Here is a 19306-nt window from a genome sequence, read left to right as displayed (position 1 = left end):
CGAATAGCCTGATGCTAACCGAGGGGAAGTTCAGATACAACAAAGCCGGGAATGACCCGGCTTTGTTATGGAATAAGGCGGTGCCTAACTCGACGTTTCGCCCGAGGGTTGATATAGCTAAGCTGATATCAGAAGTTGGACGGCAGGCACCTTGTTGTGCGTCATTCGAATTTTATGTAGCACGTCCCGAAGGGGCTGACATAAGTCGGTGAATGAGCCACTGATGACTATTATGCAGTAACTGTGCCAACAAATAAAATAGTTTGGTAACGTACTGATTATACGCTGTTTTTATGGTTTATGGCTTCTCAGCTATTTGGGGGCAAATCAGCCATTGTGTCGCTAAAAAGAGACACCTTAAGATAAATTTATTAGATCCAAATAAAATCAATCAATTAAATGTCGCCAAAAAGCGACACGGTAAACCACCCATTGTCGTGATTTACAGACACAAAAAAGCTCCCGGAGCTGGGAGCTTATGATAGTGGTCGGCGTTTAATGCCGGATGCGGCGTGAATGCCACATCCGGGCAGCAAAACCAATAGTTTGACGACTTACCCCAACTGCTTACGCGCATTGCGGAAAATACGCATCCATGGGCCATCCTCGCCCCAGTTTTCCGGATGCCAGGAGTTACTGACAGTACGGAAAACACGTTCCGGGTGCGGCATCATAATGGTGACTCGACCACTTTCAGTCGTGACCGCCGTAATACCATTCGGAGAACCGTTCGGGTTAGCCGGGTAGGTTTCAGTGACTTTGCCGAAGTTATCGACATAGCGCAGTGCCACCAGCCCTTTGCTTTCCAGTGCCGCCAGATGCGCCGCATCGCGCACTTCCACGCGCCCTTCGCCGTGAGAGACAGCAATCGGCATCTGCGAACCCACCATCCCTTGCAACAGCAGCGACGGGCTTTGTGTCACTTCTACCAGGCTGAAACGCGCTTCAAAGCGATCGGAGGTGTTACGCACGAAACGTGGCCACAACTCGCTACCCGGGATCAGTTCACGCAGATTAGACATCATCTGGCAACCGTTACATACCCCCAGCGCCAGCGTTTGCGGACGGTGGAAGAAGGTTGCAAACTCATCGCGTACACGGTCATTGAACAGGATAGACTTCGCCCAACCTTCACCAGCACCCAGCACATCACCGTAGGAGAAACCGCCGCACGCTACCAGAGCGTGGAAATCCTCCAGGCCCGTGCGTCCAGCCAGCAGGTCGCTCATATGCACATCGATTGCATCGAAGCCTGCACGGTGGAAAGCTGCCGCCATTTCAACATGCGAGTTCACACCCTGCTCACGCAGCACGGCAACTTTCGGACGCGCACCGGTGGCAATATACGGTGCTGCCACATCTTCGTTGATATCGAACGACAGTTTCACATTCAGGCCCGGATCGGCGTCGTTAGATTTCGCCTGATGTTCCTGATCGGCACACTCCGGGTTGTCACGCAGGCGCTGCATCTGCCAGGTAGTTTCTGCCCACCAGACACGCAACGTGGTGCGGCTTTCGTTGAATACAGTCTGCCCGTTGGCGGTAATTACAAAACGGTCACCGGAAACCGCCTGACCAACATAATGGACGCAATCAGCAAGGCCATGCTGTGCCAGTACCGCTTCGACCGCTTCACGGTCAGCAGCGCGCACCTGAATCACCGCCCCCAGTTCTTCGTTAAACAACGCCGCCAGGCGATCGTCACCCAGAGTGGCGATATCCGCGTCAATGCCGCAATGACCAGCAAAGGCCATTTCCGCCAGCGTTACCACCAGCCCGCCATCAGAGCGGTCGTGATACGCGAGCAGCTTACGCTGTGCAACCAGCGCCTGAATCGCGTCATAGAAGCCTTTCAGTTGCGCGACATCGCGTACATCTGCCGGTTTGTCGCCAAGCTGACGATAAACCTGCGCCAGCGCCGTTGCACCCAGCGCGTTATTGCCTTTGCCCAGATCAATCAGCAGCAGTGCGTTATCTTCGGTAGAAAGCTGCGGCGTGATGGTGTGACGCACATCTTCCACGCGGGCAAATGCAGAAATCACCAGCGAAAGCGGCGAGGTCATTTCGCGCTCTTCGCTACCTTCCTGCCAGCGGGTTTTCATCGACATAGAGTCTTTACCCACCGGGATAGTCAGGCCCAGCGCCGGGCAAAGCTCTTCGCCCACCGCTTTAACGGCTTCATACAGGCCCGCGTCTTCACCTGGATGACCTGCTGCTGCCATCCAGTTGGCGGAAAGTTTGATGCGTTTGATATCGCCAATCTGCGTTGCGGCAATGTTAGTTAACGCTTCACCAACCGCCAGACGAGCAGAGGCAGCGAAATCCAGCAGCGCAACCGGCGCACGTTCGCCAATCGCCATCGCTTCACCGTAGTAGCTGTCGAGGCTGGCGGTAGTGACTGCGCAGTTAGCGACCGGCACCTGCCACGGCCCCACCATCTGATCGCGCGCCACCATGCCGGTTACGCTGCGATCGCCGATGGTCACCAGAAAGGTTTTCTCCGCCACAGTCGGCAGATGTAACACACGTTTCACCGCGTCAGCGATGGTGATCCCTTCACGGGCCAGCGCGTCGCCTTTCGCTTTCAGCGTTTGCACATCGCGGGTCATCTTCGGCGTTTTGCCAAGCAGTACGTCGAGCGGTAGATCTATGGGTTGATTATCAAAATGACGATCGTGCAGAGAAAGATGTAATTCTTCGGTGGCCTCACCAATCACCGCGTACGGTGCGCGCTCACGCTTACACAGTTCGTCAAACAGCGGTAACTGATCGGCAGCAACTGCCAGCACGTAGCGTTCCTGGGATTCATTACACCAGATTTCCAGCGGGCTCATGCCCGGTTCGTCGCTCAGGATATCGCGCAGTTCAAATTTACCGCCGCGCCCGCCGTCGCTCACCAGCTCCGGCATGGCGTTAGAAAGACCGCCTGCGCCGACGTCGTGGATAAACAGAATCGGGTTCGCGTCGCCAAGCTGCCAGCAGCGGTCGATCACTTCCTGGCAACGACGTTCCATTTCCGGGTTATCGCGCTGAACGGACGCGAAATCGAGATCCGCGTCAGACTGGCCGGAGGCCATGGAAGAGGCCGCGCCGCCGCCAAGACCGATGTTCATTGCCGGGCCGCCGAGAACGACCAGTTTCGCACCGACGTTGATCTCGCCTTTTTGTACGTGATCGGCGCGAATGTTGCCGATCCCACCCGCCAGCATGATCGGTTTGTGATACCCGCGCAGCTCTTCGCCGTTGTGGCTGTTCACTTTTTCTTCATAGGTACGGAAGTAGCCGTTCAGTGCCGGACGACCAAATTCGTTGTTAAATGCCGCGCCGCCCAGCGGGCCTTCGGTCATGATATCCAGCGCAGTGACAATGCGCTCAGGCTTACCGAAATCTTCTTCCCACGGTTGTTCAAAGCCAGGAATACGCAGGTTGGATACGGAGAAACCGACCAGGCCAGCTTTCGGCTTCGCGCCGCGGCCGGTGGCACCTTCATCGCGGATTTCACCGCCGGAACCGGTAGCTGCGCCCGGCCACGGAGAAATCGCCGTTGGGTGGTTGTGGGTTTCTACTTTCATCAGGATGTGCGCCGGTTCCTGATGGAAGTCGTAGCGGCCCGTTTCGTGGTCAGCAAAGTAGCGGCCCACTTCGGAACCTTCCATCACGGCGGCGTTATCTTTATAAGCAGAAAGAACGTGATCCGGCGTGGTTTCGAAGGTATTTTTGATCATCTTGAACAGCGATTTCGGTTGCTGTTCACCGTCGATAATCCAGTCGGCGTTAAAAATTTTATGACGGCAGTGCTCAGAGTTCGCCTGGGCGAACATATACAGCTCGATGTCGTTCGGGTTACGACCCAGCTTTGTGAACGCATCCTGCAGATAGTCAATTTCATCTTCCGCCAGCGCCAGGCCAAGACGCAGGTTAGCGTCGATTAGCGCCTGACGGCCCTGCCCCAGCAAATCAACGCTGGTGACCGGAGTCGGTTGATGGTGTGCAAACAGCTGCTCTGCATCATCTAAAGCAGAAAAGACCGTTTCCATCATGCGGTCGTGCAGTTCAGCGGTCACCTGCTGCCATTGTTCATGGGTCAGCGTACCGGCTTCTATATAGTAAGCAACGCCGCGCTCAAGGCGGTTTACCTGTTGCAGCCCGCAGTTATGGGCGATATCGGTCGCTTTCGAAGACCAGGGAGAGATGGTACCAGGACGCGGGGTCACCAGCAGGAGTTTACCTTGCGGGGCGTGGCTGGCGAGTGCCGGGCCATATTTCAGCAGGCGTTCAAGTTGTGCGTGCTCATCATCGTTTAACGGCGCATTGAGGTCAGCAAAATGGACATACTCGGCGTAAATATTGTGAACCGGGAGCCTGGCAGCCTGAAAACGTGCCAGCAGTTTGTTGATTCGGAATGCCGACAATGCAGGCGAACCACGCAGAATTTCCATCATAAGTCTCTCGTCTTCTAAGCTTTCGGTGTACCCAAGGGGGGGAAACGGGCGTCATTATAAAGAATCTGATGCGCTGACGAAACCGTTTGCGTGGAAATAAAATCACCATTGTGAATTAGCAACGCGTGCCGCCAATGGCTGTAATAAGTTGCCAACTGGCGCTGGTTTACGCAAAATGCCGCTCATTTATGAGTAAACCTTTCACTATTATTACGTTTTTTCAAGCTGGGATGCGCACGACACAGAGAATTAACTAATTGAAAAAATTAAAGATTAATTATCTGTTCATCGGCATTCTGGCACTGCTGCTCGCGGTCGCTCTCTGGCCATCCATTCCCTGGTTTGGTAAAGCCGACAACCGTATCGCCGCCATTCAAGCGCGGGGAGAGTTGCGTGTGAGCACTATTCATACCCCACTGACTTATAACGAAATCAACGGGAAACCTTTTGGCCTGGATTACGAACTGGCGAAACAGTTTGCCGAGTACCTCGGCGTAAAACTGAAAGTGACCGTGCGGCAGAATATCAGCCAGCTGTTTGACGACCTCGATAACGGCAACGCCGATCTGCTGGCTGCAGGACTGGTTTATAACAGTGAGCGGGTAAAAAATTATCAGCCTGGCCCTACCTACTATTCCGTGTCACAACAACTGGTTTATAAAGTGGGTCAGTATCGCCCGCGTACGCTGGGCAATCTGACAGCGGAGCAACTTACCATCGCACCAGGCCATGTAGTGGTTAACGATCTCCAGACCCTGAAAGAAACAAAATTCCCGGAATTAAGCTGGAAGGTAGACGACAAAAAAGGCTCAGCAGAATTAATGGAAGATGTCATCGAAGGAAAACTCGATTACACCATTGCTGATTCTGTCGCCATCAGCCTGTTTCAGCGCGTTCACCCGGAACTCGCTGTAGCGCTTGATATCACCGACGAACAGCCGGTGACCTGGTTTAGCCGATTAGATGGCGATAATACCCTTTCTGCCGCTCTGCTCGACTTCTTCAACGAAATGAATGAAGACGGCACGCTGGCACGCATTGAAGAGAAATACCTGGGGCATGGCGATGATTTTGATTACGTCGATACGCGCACGTTTTTACGCGCCGTCGATACCGTACTGCCTCAGTTGAAACCGCTGTTTGAGAAGTACGCCGAAGAAATTGACTGGCGTTTGCTGGCCGCTATTGCTTATCAGGAATCGCACTGGGATGCGCAGGCCACTTCACCGACGGGCGTGCGCGGCATGATGATGTTAACCAAAAATACCGCGCAAAGCCTCGGCATTACGGATCGTACCGATGCCGAACAGAGCATCAGCGGCGGTGTGCGTTATTTGCAGGATATGATGAGTAAAGTGCCGGAAAGTGTGCCGGAGAACGAACGGATCTGGTTTGCCCTCGCCGCGTACAATATGGGCTATGCGCATATGCTGGATGCCCGCGCCCTGACGGCAAAAACTAAAGGTAATCCTGACAGTTGGGCTGACGTGAAACAGCGCCTGCCTTTACTTAGCCAGAAACCCTATTACAGCAAGCTGACTTACGGCTACGCACGTGGGCATGAAGCCTACGCTTATGTCGAAAATATTCGTAAGTATCAGATTAGCCTGGTGGGGTATCTGCAAGAGAAAGAGAAGCAGGCTACAGAAGCGGCGATACAACTGGCGCAGGATTATCCGGCAGTATCGCCAACGGAGCTGGGCAAAGAGAAATTTCCTTTTCTCTCGTTTCTTTCCCAGTCGTCATCAAACTATTTGACCCACTCTCCCTCTCTGCTGTTTTCCAGGAAAGGGAGTGAAGAGAAACAAAATTAATCCGTCGAGGATTGCGCTTTTTTCTGCGCTTTAATTTCCTGTCGGCGCATGCGAAAGAAGTCACTGAGCAACGCCGCGCACTCATCCGCCAGTATTCCTTCTGTAATTTCCACTCGGTGATTCATACCCGGATGGTGCAGCACATCCATTAAAGATCCCGCAGCGCCCGTTTTCGCGTCACGCGCACCAAAGACCACGCGACCAATGCGACTGTGGATCATTGCTCCGGCACACATTACACATGGCTCAAGCGTGACATACAATGTGGCGTCGATCAGACGATAATTTTGCATCACCAGACCGCCCTGCCGCAGAGCCATGATTTCTGCATGTGCGGTGGGATCATGTCGACCAATCGGACGATTCCAGCCTTCGCCAATAACACGATTGTTATGCACTAATACCGCGCCGACCGGCACTTCCCGCTCATCCCAGGCACGCTTCGCCAGCGTCAGCGCGTGACGCATCCAGTATTCGTGGCTAAATTCGACTTCAGACAAAAAGAAAACTCCGGTTATAAAAGCGCGGCGCATTATACACGGACGCTATGCTTTACTCTATTCCAGTTGCTGGAGTTCACCGCGCGGGGTTACCCGCCAACGATGCTGGCAGAAATAAAGCAGCGGGTTGTCCTGATTACTGTCGCTATAGCCACTGTACAGCCGCAGCGGCGTGCCGATTTTGCGCTCCAGTTGCGCGACCTTTTCATGTCCCAGACAACGCATCGTCAATACCCAACCACCATAGCCACGCTGAATTTGGCTGGCGATAAGATTAACCCGCGGCAGCCAGGGCGTATCGAAATAAACCGCTTCAACCAGCGGCTGCGGAGATCCTGTGATCAACCAAATATCCGCATCGGAACTTAACAGGTAGGTAGTCAAACGCTCCTGGACAAGCGGAAAAGCGGTAACATTGTCGCGAAACCAGTGCACAAAATCAGCCTGCAACGCCTGTAAACGCGCTTCACTGTGACCAAAAGTGCATCCCCAAAGAAGCAGACTCATCGGCCATCGTGCTGCACGACCTTTTATCAATAACGCGATGGCAATGACCGGCAACAACGGCAGGACAAGTAATGCATTCAGCGGTTGGCGACGCAGTAAATAACGCATAAAACTGCCGAACATATCCTGCTGATGCAATGTTCCATCTAAGTCAAAAAACACCACACGACGCTCGTGAGTTGCCAAACCATACTCCTCTGGACTGAAACATCCTGATTAATCTTCGCTACTACATAGCCTAACAGATAGATCATCACTTTTCCGGCAACAATCGACTGCATCATGGCTATCTGGAATTTTTAATTCATGGCAATTAGCAGCAATGGAATATAAAATTCACTCGCGTGTGTTTCATATTGCCTGTTGTCGCCATAATTTCATCGCGAGGAAAGATATGAACGGCTTACTTCGTATCCGTCAGCGTTACCAGGGGCTTGCCCAGAGTGATAAAAAACTGGCGGACTATTTGCTACTACAACCTGATACGGCGCGCCATTTAAGCTCTCAGCAACTGGCCAACGAAGCCGGAGTCAGTCAGTCCAGCGTCGTGAAGTTCGCGCAAAAACTCGGCTATAAAGGTTTTCCGGCATTGAAGTTGGCGTTGAGTGAAGCGCTGGCAAGCCAGCCGGAATCCCCTTCTGTGCCCATTCATAACCAAATCCGTGGTGATGATCCGTTACGGCTGGTCGGCGAAAAACTGATTAAAGAAAATACTGCCGCCATGTACGCAACGCTAAACGTTAATAGTGAAGAGAAACTGCATGAAGGCGTGGCAATGTTGCGCTCTGCGCGGCGGATAATTCTGACCGGTATTGGCGCTTCGGGTCTGGTGGCGCAAAACTTTGCCTGGAAGCTGATGAAGATTGGCTTCAATGCCGCCGCAGTGCGCGATATGCATGCGCTACTCGCCACAGTCCAGGCGTCGTCCCCTGACGATCTGTTATTAGCCATTTCCTACACTGGTGTACGACGCGAGTTAAACCTGGCGGCAGATGAGATGCTGCGAGTGGGCGGAAAAGTACTGGCGATTACCGGCTTTACTCCCAATGCCCTGCAACAACGCGCTTCTCACTGCCTGTATACCATTGCCGAAGAACAAGCGACAAACAGTGCTGCAATCTCTGCTTGTCACGCTCAGGGAATGTTAACGGATTTACTGTTCATTGCTCTGATTCAGCAGGATCTGGAGCTGGCACCAGAACGTATTCGTCATAGTGAAGCGCTGGTGAAAAAACTGGTTTGAGTAAAGAATGCGCGTATAATGCCCGCCCGGTTTGTGTTGTTTTGAGAGTTTCCTTATGGCGCTGTTAATCACTAAAAAATGCATCAATTGTGATATGTGTGAACCCGAATGCCCGAATGAGGCGATTTCAATGGGCGATCATATCTACGAGATTAACAGCGATAAGTGTACCGAGTGCGTAGGGCACTACGAGACACCAACCTGCCAGAAGGTGTGCCCGATCCCTAATACTATTGTGAAAGATCCGGCGCATGTCGAGACAGAAGAGCAGTTGTGGGATAAATTTGTGCTGATGCACCACGCGGATAAGATTTAATATTTTGCTCTGGAAGTAGAGTATTAAATATTTTACAGGAAAGCCTTAACGCCATTATATTTATTTAATTGATGACATTAGCATAATTATTCACCAAATGAATTTATATAATATCTGCCCAGACATTTATTATAATTATTAAAGGCGCGCCTGGCTGGTTAACCTGACGCGCCTTAAGTACGTTTCCTGGTGTTACAAGAACAGAAGGATCAGCTGTAAAACAGCAATGACGACTTTAATGACCCGTTTAATCAGGTATCGGCAATCAGTCATTCGTTTTTCCTTAAACAAGGAATGCAGCCGTTCAGATTAGCCCTTACATCTCCCCAAAACTGAACGTGCGAGTTATTGGAATCGAGTGCCGCACTCCACACCAGAGCTTTGACGACACCACTCGTTTCAATGGGGGAATTCAGTGGCATGGCGTAGAACACAGCAAAATATCCAATAACGACGCCGATTCTAATGTACTTATCAAAAAGCGGTCACGTTAATCTTTTCATCAATATCGATTTCTTCGTAAAGGCTCGAGTTTTTATGCTAAAGATTGCAAGTTGCTTGTACAGGATAACTAAATTGATCCATAATCATTGTTGTTGGAATCGTGTGCTGCACAAAATTAAAGTTGTAAAGTAAAACCCCCGTTCCTTACCAGTTCGGGGGTTTTACTTTTTAAAGAGAACGATATTATTTTAACTTTCGATAATTACCGTGGCACAAGCATAGTGGCGCTCATCTGCCAGCGTTACATGCATATTTACAACGCCGAGTTTTTCCGCCAGTTTTAACGCCTCACCCCATAGCCGCAACCGTGGTTTGCCGAGCTCATCGTTGAATACTTCAAACTGATTAAACGCCAGACCATTGCGGATCCCGGTGCCAAACGCTTTTGCTGCCGCTTCTTTCACAGCAAAACGCTTCGCCAGAAAACGCACTGGCTGGTGGTGCGTTTTCCAGATTTCCCATTCGTTATCGCTTAATACGCGGCGAGCCAGGCGCTCACCGGATCGGGCGATCACCGATTCAATGCGAGCGATCTCCACAATATCCGTACCTAAACCTAATATTGCCATTAGCCACGCGCTTCCAGCATCAAACGCTTCATTTCTGCCACCGCATCTTTCAGTCCGGTCATCACTGCACGACCAATAATGGCATGACCGATATTCAGTTCATGCATCTCAGGGATGGCGGCAATGGCTTTCACGTTGTGATAGGTCAGACCGTGACCAGCGTTAACTTTCAGACCGAGACTAGCGGCAAAGGTCGCGGCTTTGGCGATACGCGCCAGCTCTTGCGCCTGTTCGGCGTCAGTTTTGGCATCAGCATAGCAACCGGTGTGGATCTCGATGAACGGTGCGCCAACCTCTGCCGCGGCTTTGATCTGCTCTTCATCGGCGTCGATAAACAGAGAAACCTGAATCCCGGCATCCGCCAGACGTTTACAGGCATCGCGCATTTTGTCACGCTGCCCTGCGACGTCCAGGCCACCTTCGGTTGTGACTTCCTGGCGCTTTTCAGGTACCAGGCAGCAAAAATGCGGCTTTGTTTCAACGGCGATCGCCAGCATCTCTTCGGTCACCGCCATCTCCAGATTCATGCGGGTATCCAGCGTCTGACGCAGGATGCGCACGTCGCGGTCGGTAATGTGGCGACGATCTTCACGTAGATGCACGGTAATGCCATCCGCCCCCGCCTGCTCAGCAATAAACGCCGCCTGCACCGGATCCGGGTAAGCAGTACCACGTGCGTTACGCAGCGTTGCAATATGGTCAATGTTGACGCCTAACAGTAATTCAGCCATGACAATCCTCATCATTCATAATGTGTTTTCACCGTTCGCTTAGGCATAAACTGCCGGAACAGTTCCCTGCTCTTTAATGGTTTACCGCCAAGATACGGCTTAAGCGCCATGCGGGTAAAGCGTTTCGCGGCGCGTAGTGTGTCTGCGTCAGGAAATTCCCGCGCGTTTAACGCTTTTAACTGCCTTCCAGTGAACGTTTTATTGTCGATAACGACGCTTGCGATAAACCCTTTTTCTTCGCGATAACGATACGTCATGGTGTCATCTACCGGCTCGCCGCTACCCGCACAATGGGTAAAATTGACGCCATAACCCAGATGACCGAGCAGTGCCAGTTCAAAGCGGCGCAGCGCGGGTTCTGGCGTACCAGTGGCACCTGCAAGAGACTGAATGCAGTGCAAGTAATCGAAAAAGAGTTCTGAGAAGCGCGTCTCGTATTCCAGCACGCGGGAGAGAAGTTCGTTAATGTACAAACCACTGTAAAGGGTGATACCGCTTAATGGCAGCGCCAGCGAGACAGCTTCAGCACTGCGCAGCGTTTTGACTTCGCCACGCCCGCCGAAACGTAGCAAGAGAGGAGTGAAGGGCTGTAATGCACCTTTCAGAGTAGATCGTTTAGAGCGTGCGCCTTTGGCAACCAGACGCACGCGACCCGATTCCTCCGTGAAGACGTCCAGCATCAGGCTGGTTTCGCTCCACGGGCGACTATGCAGAACAAATGCGCGCTGCCAGCCTTCCATCGGAGTAACTCTTAAAGATCGTCAACGTAACCGAGACTGCGTAGTGCGCGTTCGTCATCAGCCCAGCCGGATTTCACTTTCACCCACAGCTCAAGGTGAACAGGCGCTTCGAACATTTCCTGCATGTCTTTACGCGCTTCAATTCCGATGGTTTTGATCTTGGCCCCTTTGTTGCCAATCACCATCTTCTTCTGTCCCTCACGCTCAACGAGAATCAAACCGTTGATATCATAACCACCGCGTTCGTTAGAGACGAAACGTTCGATCTCCACGGTCACGGAGTACGGCAGTTCAGCGCCGAGGAAACGCATCAGTTTTTCGCGGATGATTTCAGACGCCATAAAACGCTGTGAGCGATCGGTGATGTAATCTTCCGGGAAGTGATGGGTCGCTTCAGGCAGATGCTTACGCACGATTGCCGCGATAGTGTCGACATTCAGCCCGGTTTCGGCAGAGATCGGCACGATATCGAGGAAGTTCATCTGGCTTGCCAGGAACTGTAAATGCGGCAGCAGATCGGCTTTTTCCTGCACGTTATCCACTTTGTTCACCGCGAGGATTACCGGCGCTTTGCCATCGCGCAGTTTGTTGAGCACCATTTCATCGTCCGGCGTCCAGCGGGTGCCTTCAACGACAAAAATCACCAGCTCAACGTCGCCAATGGAACTGCTCGCCGCTTTGTTCATCAGGCGGTTAATGGCGCGTTTTTCTTCCATATGCAGGCCTGGGGTATCGACGTAGATCGCCTGATACGCGCCTTCAGTATGGATCCCCACAATGCGGTGACGAGTTGTCTGCGCCTTGCGGGAGGTGATGGAGATTTTCTGCCCCAACAATTTATTCAACAATGTGGATTTGCCAACGTTCGGACGTCCGACGATAGCAATAAATCCGCAGTAACTTTTATCGTTGCTCATTCCAGCTCCAGTTTTTTCAACGCCTGTTCGGCGGCAGCCTGCTCAGCCTTACGACGGCTTGAACCTGTGCCAACCACCGGTTCACTCAGGCCGCTGACCTGGCAGTGGATAGTAAATTCCTGATCGTGCGCCTCACCACGTACCTGGACTACCAGATAAGTCGGTAGCGGCAAATGGCGACCCTGCAAATATTCTTGCAAGCGCGTTTTCGGATCTTTTTGTTTATCGCCTGGGCTAATTTCGTCCAGACGGGTTTGATACCAGTTAAGGATTAATTTCTCGACGGTTTGAATGTCACTGTCGAGGAATACGCCACCAATTAATGCTTCGACGGTGTCGGCGAGAATAGATTCACGACGAAATCCACCGCTTTTAAGTTCACCTGGCCCTAAACGTAAGCACTCGCCTAACTCAAATTCGCGCGCCAGTTCAGCCAGCGTATTGCCACGAACCAGCGTGGCGCGCATCCGGCTCATATCGCCTTCATCCACGCGAGGAAAACGGTGATAAAGCGCATTGGCGATAACGTAGCTCAGAATAGAGTCGCCTAAAAATTCTAAACGCTCGTTATGTTTGCTGCTGGCACTACGATGGGTTAATGCCTGCTGCAACAGTTCCTGATGATTAAAAGTGTAGCCCAGCTTCCTTTGAAGCCGATTAATTACGATGGGGTTCATGCGATACCAATAAATAAATGCGTCAACAATTCAGCACACGAAACAGACCTGATATACATGGCTCTACTAACTGCTTCGCTGCAGTTTCAGTTTACCGGTATATGGGGACCAACGCTGTTTCGTGTGCCGTGGCAACCTGGAGGTGCCAACCTTAAACTTCGGGGGAATATTCTATACACAACGACGGGGGATGTCGTTAGCCACGGGAGATTTATCTCATAAATAATTCACGTTGTCGCCATAACGGCGACAACGTGAACGAAGATAAGCTATTAATGGATGCCGCCAATACGACTTAAGCGCACACCAGTCGGCCATTCGCCTTCTTGCTTATCGAAACTCATCCAGATAGCCGTTGCCCGACCTACCAGATTCGCTTCCGGCACAAAGCCCCAGTAACGGCTGTCCGCGCTGTTGTCACGGTTGTCACCCATCATGAAGTATTGGCCCGGTGGAACAATCCAGGTTGCCAGTTGTTGCCCTGGCTGCTGGTAATACATCCCTACCTGATCCTGGGCAATCGGCACTGTCAAAATACGGTGCGTCACATCACCCAGAGTCTCTTTACGCTCGGAAAGACGAATTCCATTTTCTTTGGTTTCGTTTTTCGGCACTTCAAAGAATCCGCTGGTTGCTTCCCCACCATTACGACGTGAGAAGGTCTGAACGAAATCGCTCGGTTCCACGTTTGAGTAGGTGACCGGCAGCGCGTTTTCACACGCCTGACCGGAGCTGCATCCCGGCTGAATCGTCAGCTCTTTTGAAACCGGATCGTAAGTGACTTTATCGCCCGGTAAACCCACCGCACGCTTGATGTAATCAAGCTTTGGATCTTCCGGGTATTTAAAGACCACAATATCGCCACGTTTCGGATGACCGGTTTCGATCAGCGTTTTCTGGTAGATAGGATCTTTAATGCCGTAAGCAAACTTTTCTACCAGAATAAAGTCACCGATTAACAGAGTCGGCATCATCGAACCTGACGGGATCTGGAACGGTTCATAAATAAACGAACGCACAATCAATACGATAGCCAGCACCGGAAAAACAGAAGCACCGGTTTCCAGCCAGCCAGGCTTCGGCGCAACTTTCTTCAGCGTTGCTTTATCCAGTGAGTCACCGACAGCCGCCTGCGCCGCTGCCTGACGTTCCCGCCGTTTAGGTGCGAAAAAGAATTTATCCACGCACCATAAAATGCCCGTCACCAGTGTGGCAATCACCAGAATCAGGGCAAACATATTCGCCATGCCAACTCCTAAGGGTTATTTGTTGTCTTTGCCGACGTGCAGAATGGCGAGGAACGCTTCCTGCGGCAGCTCGACGTTACCGATCTGCTTCATGCGTTTCTTACCTTCTTTCTGCTTCTGCAGCAGCTTTTTCTTACGGCTGATATCGCCGCCATAACATTTAGCCAGTACGTTTTTACGCAGCTGTTTCACGGTGGAGCGCGCAATGATGTGCGTACCAATCGCTGCCTGAATAGCGATATCAAACTGCTGGCGTGGGATCAGATCTTTCATCTTTTCCACCAGCTCGCGACCACGGTTTTGCGAATTATCACGGTGGGTGATCAGCGCCAGCGCATCAACACGTTCACCGTTGATTAATACGTCTACACGTACCATGTCTGACGCCTGGAAGCGTTTGAAGTTGTAATCCAGAGACGCATAACCACGCGAGGTAGATTTCAGGCGATCGAAGAAGTCGAGCACCACTTCAGCCATCGGGATCTCGTAGGTCAACGCCACCTGGTTACCGTGGTAAACCATGTTGGTTTGTACGCCACGTTTTTCTACGCACAGCGTAATAACGTTACCGAGATATGCCTGCGGCAATAGCATGTGACACTCTGCAATCGGCTCGCGCAGTTCATAGATGTTATTTACCGCTGGCAGCTTCGATGGGCTGTCGACGTAAATAACTTCTCTTGACGTGGTTTCAACTTCATACACTACGGTCGGCGCAGTGGTGATCAGATCCAGATCGTATTCACGTTCCAGACGTTCCTGAATGATCTCCATGTGCAGCAAGCCGAGGAAGCCGCAGCGGAAACCAAAGCCCAACGCGCTGGAGCTTTCCGGCTCATAGAACAGTGAGGCATCATTCAGGCTGAGTTTGCCCAGCGCGTCACGGAAGGCTTCATAGTCGTCAGAGCTTACCGGGAACAAGCCTGCGTAAACCTGCGGTTTGACTTTCTTAAAGCCAGGCAGCGCCTTTTCTGCCGGATTACGCGCCAGTGTTAAGGTATCGCCTACCGGTGCACCGTGGATGTCTTTGATCGCACATACCAACCAGCCAACTTCACCGCATTTCAGTTCAGTGCGGTCAACCTGCTTCGGCGTGAAAATACCCAGACGGTCAGCGTTATAGGTCTGCCCGGTACTCATGACTTTCACTTTGTCGCCCTTACGCAGGGTGCCGTTTTTAATACGGATAAGTGAAACAACGCCCAGGTAGTTGTCGAACCAGGAGTCGATAATTAGCGCCTGTAACGGGCCTTCCGGATCGCCTTCCGGCGGCGGAATATCGCGCACCAGACGTTCGAGAACGTCCTGCACACCAACGCCGGTTTTCGCTGAGCAGCGCACTGCGTCGGTGGCGTCGATACCAACGATATCTTCAATTTCTTCTGCTACGCGTTCAGGATCAGCTGCCGGCAGGTCAATCTTGTTCAGTACCGGCACTACTTCGAGATCCATTTCCATCGCGGTGTAGCAGTTTGCCAGGGTTTGCGCTTCTACGCCCTGCCCGGCGTCGACCACCAGCAATGCACCCTCACAGGCAGCCAGCGAACGGGAAACTTCATAGGAGAAGTCTACGTGGCCCGGGGTGTCGATAAAGTTAAGCTGATAGGTTTCGCCGTCAGACGCTTTGTAATCCAGCGTCACGCTTTGCGCTTTGATGGTAATGCCACGCTCACGCTCAAGATCCATGGAATCGAGAACCTGCGCCTCCATTTCACGGTCAGACAGGCCACCGCAGATCTGGATAATACGGTCAGACAGCGTCGATTTACCGTGGTCAATGTGAGCTATGATCGAAAAGTTACGTATATTCTTCATAAAGTATGATTATTGTGCCTTAATGCCCGGTTAACCAGGCTTTTAGAAGTCGCTGTTCTGAGCTTAACGTCTGTATTAATAGAAACGCCGCATTCTACACTACAACATTGAGGCGAGGAAATGTTCATACGGTATGGATTGTGGTATCTGGAAACGTCCTCGCATTTGTTATGCAAAATGCAACAAAGCCAGTGAAATCACTGGCTCGCGTCTTCCGAAGATGTTTCAAATCGCACAAGGCCTGGCGGCAATGCCACGCTTAAGATGATCGGTTGCCATTCCGCCCGGGCAGCAAACTTTCGCGAGTAGCCGCGTGCAATCAGGAATCCACCAACGCCGCCGAGAATCGCACCGCATAATGCTGCAATATCTGAAGCAAAGAGTAGCTGAAATAACGAAGCGATGAGGAATAATCCCACCAACGGCGACATATAAACCAGTAATGCGGAGCTAAGCAGGCTGCCTTCGGTGATTCCTAATTCCACTTTTTGCCCCGGCACTAACGGTTCATCACAGGGTACGACAATGGTATGCGTGGTTTGTGGGCCAAGTTTATTCAGCACGCGGCTACCGCAACCGACACGGGAAGCACAGCTGCTGCATGAGGCTTTAACATCACAACTGACCAGCGCCTGCCCGTTTTGCCAGGAGACGACAGTAGCCCACTCTTTGATCATTGCGCTGCCCCAAACTTAATATTCTCGGCAATGCGTTTCGCCGTTTGCGGCGGCAGTTCGCCGACAATGGTGATTTCGGCGTTATCACGTACGCTTGTACTGACGGTTCTGCGTCCGGTGCGCAACATCTGATCGGTGCTCGATGGCGTAGCGCGGTTAACGTTTACCGAGAAGCTGAATAATCCGTCGGAATAGAGACGTGATTCGATAGGCATGTTGTCCATCGTCGGTAACGGACGTCGGCTGCTGGAAACCTCACTAAACCCCTGTGGCAACCAGGTTGGCGTCCAGCTGAATTTAGCTTTTTCACCTACAGGAACAGAAAGCAGCGGCGGCAGATTTGCTTTCGCCAGCGTCTGCATACTGCTGCTGATATCCTGATTGACATTAAAAGCAATCACGCGAAATTGTTCCAGCGTTTCACCATCGCGATCAAGGAGATCAACCCTCATCGGTAATTTCGATTCGGTGTCCATCCACACGATGTAGCTGTAGCGTGTGCCATCACGGGCCACCACGCGAATGACTTCGCAAAGACGATCAGCAATACGCGTGCGTCCCACGGAGATAAAGTCGTAGTAAGGAGAAAGGCGTTTGAAATCGGTATAGATGAGCGATGGCAGAGAATCAACAATGTAATCGCCATTAAGCGTGAACGGTTCAAGGCCCGGTTCAAAGTAGCTGATTTCATTGCCGCGCTGTACCACTTCCCGGCGCGGGCCATCCATTTGCAACAATTGTGCAAGAGGACGGTTATCGAGGCGTGCATGTCGATAACGCAGAGACTCAACACCCTGTTTATTGATGCTGATGAATGACAGCTCGTAATTCAGTGACTGACTGGCCAGGTTCATCTGCTGTAATAACGCCCCGGACGCGGGAGTGGCCGAGGCGTTAGCAGAGAATAACAGGCTACCTGTCACTAATGACATGGCAAACCAAAGTTGCTTCATTACTGCGATTGCGTTCCTAAAGTTTGAATTCCTGGCACCTGTACAGCGGCTTGCTGGGTTTGGGCCTGCTCAAACTGAAGCTGTTCAGAGTGGAGTCGGCGTTGCAGTTCGTAATCCTGCAACATTGCATTAATGCGACGACGCTGCTCCTGTACCTGCTGCTGTTGACCATTGTTGGCGGTCGCTTCAGAAGGTACTCCCAGGCTAACCGGGCTGGCTTTACCCATCATCGGCAGTGTATTAAATACTGGCGTTTCGGGCTGCTGGGACGTTTCAGATTGCCCATTATAGTGCTGGACGCCAACGATAACTGCAAGCGATACGCATGCTGCTACGCCCATTTGGGTAAGCTGTGCTGCCCATGGACGTACTTTCTGCCAGAATGGCATTTTCTGCCATTGATGCGGCGCAGGCTGGGCCTCTGGGATCAGTGTCGCCGGTTGACGTACTGGCTCTTCTTCAATGGCGGCCATTACGCGTGAAGAGATATCGAAATGGAGCACCTCGGGAGTATCACCCCGCATTGAGTCACGGATTAAGTGATAGCTTTCCCAGGTTTTCTGCATTTCTGGGTTATGAGCCAGTTCGTTAAGCAGCTCACTATCCAGCGTTTCGCCATCCATTAAAGCGGAAAGTTGTTCTTTCTGCATGCCTAATACCCTTATCCAGTATCCCGCTATCGTCAACGCCTGATAAGCGGTTGAACTTTGTTATCAATAGCTTCCCTCGCTCGGAAGATACGTGAACGCACCGTACCTACCGGACAATCCATGATAGCGGCTATCTCTTCATAGCTCAGGCCATCCAGCTCCCGCAAGGTTATTGCCATGCGTAAATCTTCCGGGAGGGACTCAATAGTTCGGAAAACTATCTGTCTCAGTTCTTCTGACAACATTAAGTTCTCAGGGTTCGAAATTTCTTTCAACGCGCCGCCACTTTCGAAGTTTTCAGCTTCAATGGCATCCACATCACTGGAAGGTGGACGGCGTCCCTGAGCAACCAGGTAATTTTTCGCTGTATTTACAGCAATCCGATACAGCCATGTATAAAAAGCGCTATCTCCCCGGAACGAATCCAGCGCACGATAGGCTTTAATAAAAGCTTCTTGTACCACATCGGGAACATCACCCGACGGCACATAGTGGGAAACCAGACTCGCCACTTTATGCTGATAGCGCACTACCAGTAAGTTAAAGGCTTTCTGATCTCCCTTCTGGACCCGTTCAACCAGGACCTGGTCCGTTAACTGCTCGCTCATCCGAGGTAAAGTCTCCCCAAACCAAATTTCCACGCGCTATCGAAACGCCACTCCATTAGCTGCAATTTGAGCAAGCAAAGGGTTAGAGTGTCTCGTTTTTGTAAAGTTCCGTAACGCATCTGTTTTTGTTTGTCATGCTGTAGACGGATCATTATCTATCATTATAAGTCTACAGAATCTGAACATCGCATTATCTGTGTAGAAATGCCCATTTAACTGCCTGAAGAGTAACCCAACGGCCTTTTTATTTCACCACCTAATCCTTCGCCAGCCAGTAACTTCTCGTTTTCTCGTCGCCGTGATTCGGTCTGTTTAGCCTCTGTAACAAAAATTAAAATAGCAGGTGTTTAATCGCACAACATGATGCTATGCTGACCAAACCGTGTTTAGTAAATT

The 19306-nt window shown here is 51.5% G+C and carries 19 protein-coding genes; 3 read left to right on the top strand and 16 right to left on the bottom strand.

Annotated elements, in window-relative coordinates; all coding sequences use genetic code 11:
* Positions 1 to 554: 554 nt before the first annotated feature.
* On the bottom strand, positions 555 to 4442 hold the full coding sequence (purL, locus tag EFER_RS02735) for a phosphoribosylformylglycinamidine synthase (RefSeq protein ID WP_000970071.1): 3888 nt from the start codon (positions 4440 to 4442) through the stop codon (positions 555 to 557).
* 257 nt (positions 4443 to 4699) lie between these two features.
* Here purL and mltF point away from each other — a divergent pair, with 257 nt between their 5' ends.
* On the top strand, positions 4700 to 6256 hold the full coding sequence (gene mltF, locus EFER_RS02730) for a membrane-bound lytic murein transglycosylase MltF (RefSeq protein WP_000734229.1): 1557 nt from the start codon (positions 4700 to 4702) through the stop codon (positions 6254 to 6256).
* Here the strand turns inward: mltF and tadA are convergent.
* Positions 6253 to 6756 carry a tRNA adenosine(34) deaminase TadA gene (tadA, locus tag EFER_RS02725; RefSeq protein ID WP_001297409.1) on the bottom strand — a complete coding sequence of 168 codons (504 nt, stop codon included), beginning with the start codon at positions 6754 to 6756 and terminating at the stop codon, positions 6253 to 6255. The two genes, mltF and tadA, sit on opposite strands and share 4 nt — an antisense overlap.
* A 57-nt stretch (positions 6757 to 6813) precedes the next feature.
* Positions 6814 to 7449 (bottom strand): phosphatidylglycerophosphatase C, encoded by a 636-nt coding sequence (gene yfhb, locus EFER_RS02720; RefSeq protein ID WP_000190667.1) that lies wholly within the window; start codon positions 7447 to 7449, stop codon positions 6814 to 6816.
* Between the two features lie 208 nt (positions 7450 to 7657).
* Here yfhb and EFER_RS02715 point away from each other — a divergent pair, with 208 nt between their 5' ends.
* Together EFER_RS02715 and yfhL are read left to right on the top strand one after the other, a co-directional pair.
* Positions 7658 to 8506 carry a MurR/RpiR family transcriptional regulator gene (locus tag EFER_RS02715; protein WP_001353024.1) on the top strand — a complete coding sequence of 283 codons (849 nt, stop codon included), beginning with the start codon at positions 7658 to 7660 and terminating at the stop codon, positions 8504 to 8506.
* 55 nt (positions 8507 to 8561) lie between these two features.
* A complete protein-coding gene (gene yfhL / locus EFER_RS02710; RefSeq protein WP_001196283.1) occupies positions 8562 to 8822 on the top strand; it encodes a 4Fe-4S dicluster ferredoxin YfhL in 261 nt (86 codons plus the stop codon).
* Positions 8823 to 9014: 192 nt separating this feature from the next.
* On the opposite strand, the gene shoB is transcribed toward yfhL, so the two are convergent.
* From shoB to rseD, 13 genes are all read right to left on the bottom strand, one after another.
* Positions 9015 to 9095, bottom strand: coding sequence for a type I toxin-antitoxin system toxin ShoB (gene shoB / locus EFER_RS02705; RefSeq protein ID WP_000128779.1), 81 nt, complete (start codon positions 9093 to 9095; stop codon positions 9015 to 9017).
* 419 nt (positions 9096 to 9514) lie between these two features.
* Positions 9515 to 9895 (bottom strand): holo-ACP synthase, encoded by a 381-nt coding sequence (gene acpS / locus EFER_RS02690; protein ID WP_000986048.1) that lies wholly within the window; start codon positions 9893 to 9895, stop codon positions 9515 to 9517.
* Positions 9895 to 10626: a pyridoxine 5'-phosphate synthase gene (gene pdxJ / locus EFER_RS02685; protein ID WP_001297412.1), complete on the bottom strand. Its 732-nt coding sequence runs from the start codon at positions 10624 to 10626 to the stop codon at positions 9895 to 9897. Before pdxJ ends, acpS begins: the two co-directional genes overlap by 1 nt.
* 11 nt (positions 10627 to 10637) lie before the next feature.
* The gene (gene recO, locus EFER_RS02680) at positions 10638 to 11366 is read right to left on the bottom strand and encodes a DNA repair protein RecO (RefSeq protein ID WP_000399393.1); all 729 of its coding nucleotides are present in this window, start codon (positions 11364 to 11366) and stop codon (positions 10638 to 10640) included.
* Positions 11367 to 11377: 11 nt separating this feature from the next.
* A complete protein-coding gene (gene era, locus EFER_RS02675; RefSeq protein ID WP_000063883.1) occupies positions 11378 to 12283 on the bottom strand; it encodes a GTPase Era in 906 nt (301 codons plus the stop codon).
* On the bottom strand, positions 12280 to 12960 hold the full coding sequence (gene rnc, locus EFER_RS02670) for a ribonuclease III (protein WP_001068343.1): 681 nt from the start codon (positions 12958 to 12960) through the stop codon (positions 12280 to 12282). Before rnc ends, era begins: the two co-directional genes overlap by 4 nt.
* 272 nt (positions 12961 to 13232) lie before the next feature.
* A complete protein-coding gene (gene lepB / locus EFER_RS02665) occupies positions 13233 to 14207 on the bottom strand; it encodes a signal peptidase I (RefSeq protein WP_000002553.1) in 975 nt (324 codons plus the stop codon).
* Positions 14208 to 14222: 15 nt separating this feature from the next.
* Positions 14223 to 16022 carry a translation elongation factor 4 gene (gene lepA / locus EFER_RS02660; RefSeq protein ID WP_000790168.1) on the bottom strand — a complete coding sequence of 600 codons (1800 nt, stop codon included), beginning with the start codon at positions 16020 to 16022 and terminating at the stop codon, positions 14223 to 14225.
* Between the two features lie 197 nt (positions 16023 to 16219).
* Positions 16220 to 16699: a SoxR-reducing system protein RseC gene (rseC, locus tag EFER_RS02655; protein ID WP_000589076.1), complete on the bottom strand. Its 480-nt coding sequence runs from the start codon at positions 16697 to 16699 to the stop codon at positions 16220 to 16222.
* A complete protein-coding gene (rseB, locus tag EFER_RS02650) occupies positions 16696 to 17652 on the bottom strand; it encodes a sigma-E factor regulatory protein RseB (RefSeq protein ID WP_000812053.1) in 957 nt (318 codons plus the stop codon). Before rseB ends, rseC begins: the two co-directional genes overlap by 4 nt.
* Positions 17652 to 18302, bottom strand: a complete 651-nt coding sequence (rseA, locus tag EFER_RS02645; protein WP_001168459.1) for an anti-sigma-E factor RseA — start codon at positions 18300 to 18302, stop codon at positions 17652 to 17654. Before rseA ends, rseB begins: the two co-directional genes overlap by 1 nt.
* A gap of 32 nt (positions 18303 to 18334) precedes the next feature.
* On the bottom strand, positions 18335 to 18910 hold the full coding sequence (gene rpoE, locus EFER_RS02640) for an RNA polymerase sigma factor RpoE (protein ID WP_012599917.1): 576 nt from the start codon (positions 18908 to 18910) through the stop codon (positions 18335 to 18337).
* Entirely contained in the window at positions 18907 to 19062 is a 156-nt protein-coding gene (gene rseD, locus EFER_RS24000) for a rpoE leader peptide RseD (RefSeq protein ID WP_001303621.1), read from the bottom strand. The genes rpoE and rseD overlap by 4 nt, the downstream gene beginning before the upstream one ends.
* Positions 19063 to 19306: the final 244 nt, after the last annotated feature.

This window comes from Escherichia fergusonii ATCC 35469, from assembly GCF_000026225.1.
Taxonomy (GTDB): domain Bacteria; phylum Pseudomonadota; class Gammaproteobacteria; order Enterobacterales; family Enterobacteriaceae; genus Escherichia; species Escherichia fergusonii.
This window is presented reverse-complemented; position numbering and strand designations above follow the sequence as displayed.

Bases quoted from the DNA above. Each gene is read 5' to 3' on its own strand.
- pdxJ (WP_001297412.1), bottom strand. From the start codon at position 10,626: ATGGCTGAATTACTGTTAGGCGTCAACATTGACCATATTGCAACGCTG.
- rseB (WP_000812053.1), bottom strand. From the start codon at position 17,652: ATGAAGCAACTTTGGTTTGCCATGTCATTAGTGACAGGTAGCCTGTTA.
- rseD (WP_001303621.1), bottom strand. From the start codon at position 19,062: ATGATCCGTCTACAGCATGACAAACAAAAACAGATGCGTTACGGAACT.
- rseA (WP_001168459.1), bottom strand. From the start codon at position 18,302: ATGCAGAAAGAACAACTTTCCGCTTTAATGGATGGCGAAACGCTGGAT.
- lepB (WP_000002553.1), bottom strand. From the start codon at position 14,207: ATGGCGAATATGTTTGCCCTGATTCTGGTGATTGCCACACTGGTGACG.
- acpS (WP_000986048.1), bottom strand. From the start codon at position 9,895: ATGGCAATATTAGGTTTAGGTACGGATATTGTGGAGATCGCTCGCATT.
- EFER_RS02715 (WP_001353024.1), top strand. From the start codon at position 7,658: ATGAACGGCTTACTTCGTATCCGTCAGCGTTACCAGGGGCTTGCCCAG.
- shoB (WP_000128779.1), bottom strand. From the start codon at position 9,095: ATGACTGATTGCCGATACCTGATTAAACGGGTCATTAAAGTCGTCATT.
- yfhL (WP_001196283.1), top strand. From the start codon at position 8,562: ATGGCGCTGTTAATCACTAAAAAATGCATCAATTGTGATATGTGTGAA.
- purL (WP_000970071.1), bottom strand. From the start codon at position 4,442: ATGATGGAAATTCTGCGTGGTTCGCCTGCATTGTCGGCATTCCGAATC.
- recO (WP_000399393.1), bottom strand. From the start codon at position 11,366: ATGGAAGGCTGGCAGCGCGCATTTGTTCTGCATAGTCGCCCGTGGAGC.
- rseC (WP_000589076.1), bottom strand. From the start codon at position 16,699: ATGATCAAAGAGTGGGCTACTGTCGTCTCCTGGCAAAACGGGCAGGCG.
- lepA (WP_000790168.1), bottom strand. From the start codon at position 16,022: ATGAAGAATATACGTAACTTTTCGATCATAGCTCACATTGACCACGGT.
- rnc (WP_001068343.1), bottom strand. From the start codon at position 12,960: ATGAACCCCATCGTAATTAATCGGCTTCAAAGGAAGCTGGGCTACACT.
- rpoE (WP_012599917.1), bottom strand. From the start codon at position 18,910: ATGAGCGAGCAGTTAACGGACCAGGTCCTGGTTGAACGGGTCCAGAAG.
- era (WP_000063883.1), bottom strand. From the start codon at position 12,283: ATGAGCAACGATAAAAGTTACTGCGGATTTATTGCTATCGTCGGACGT.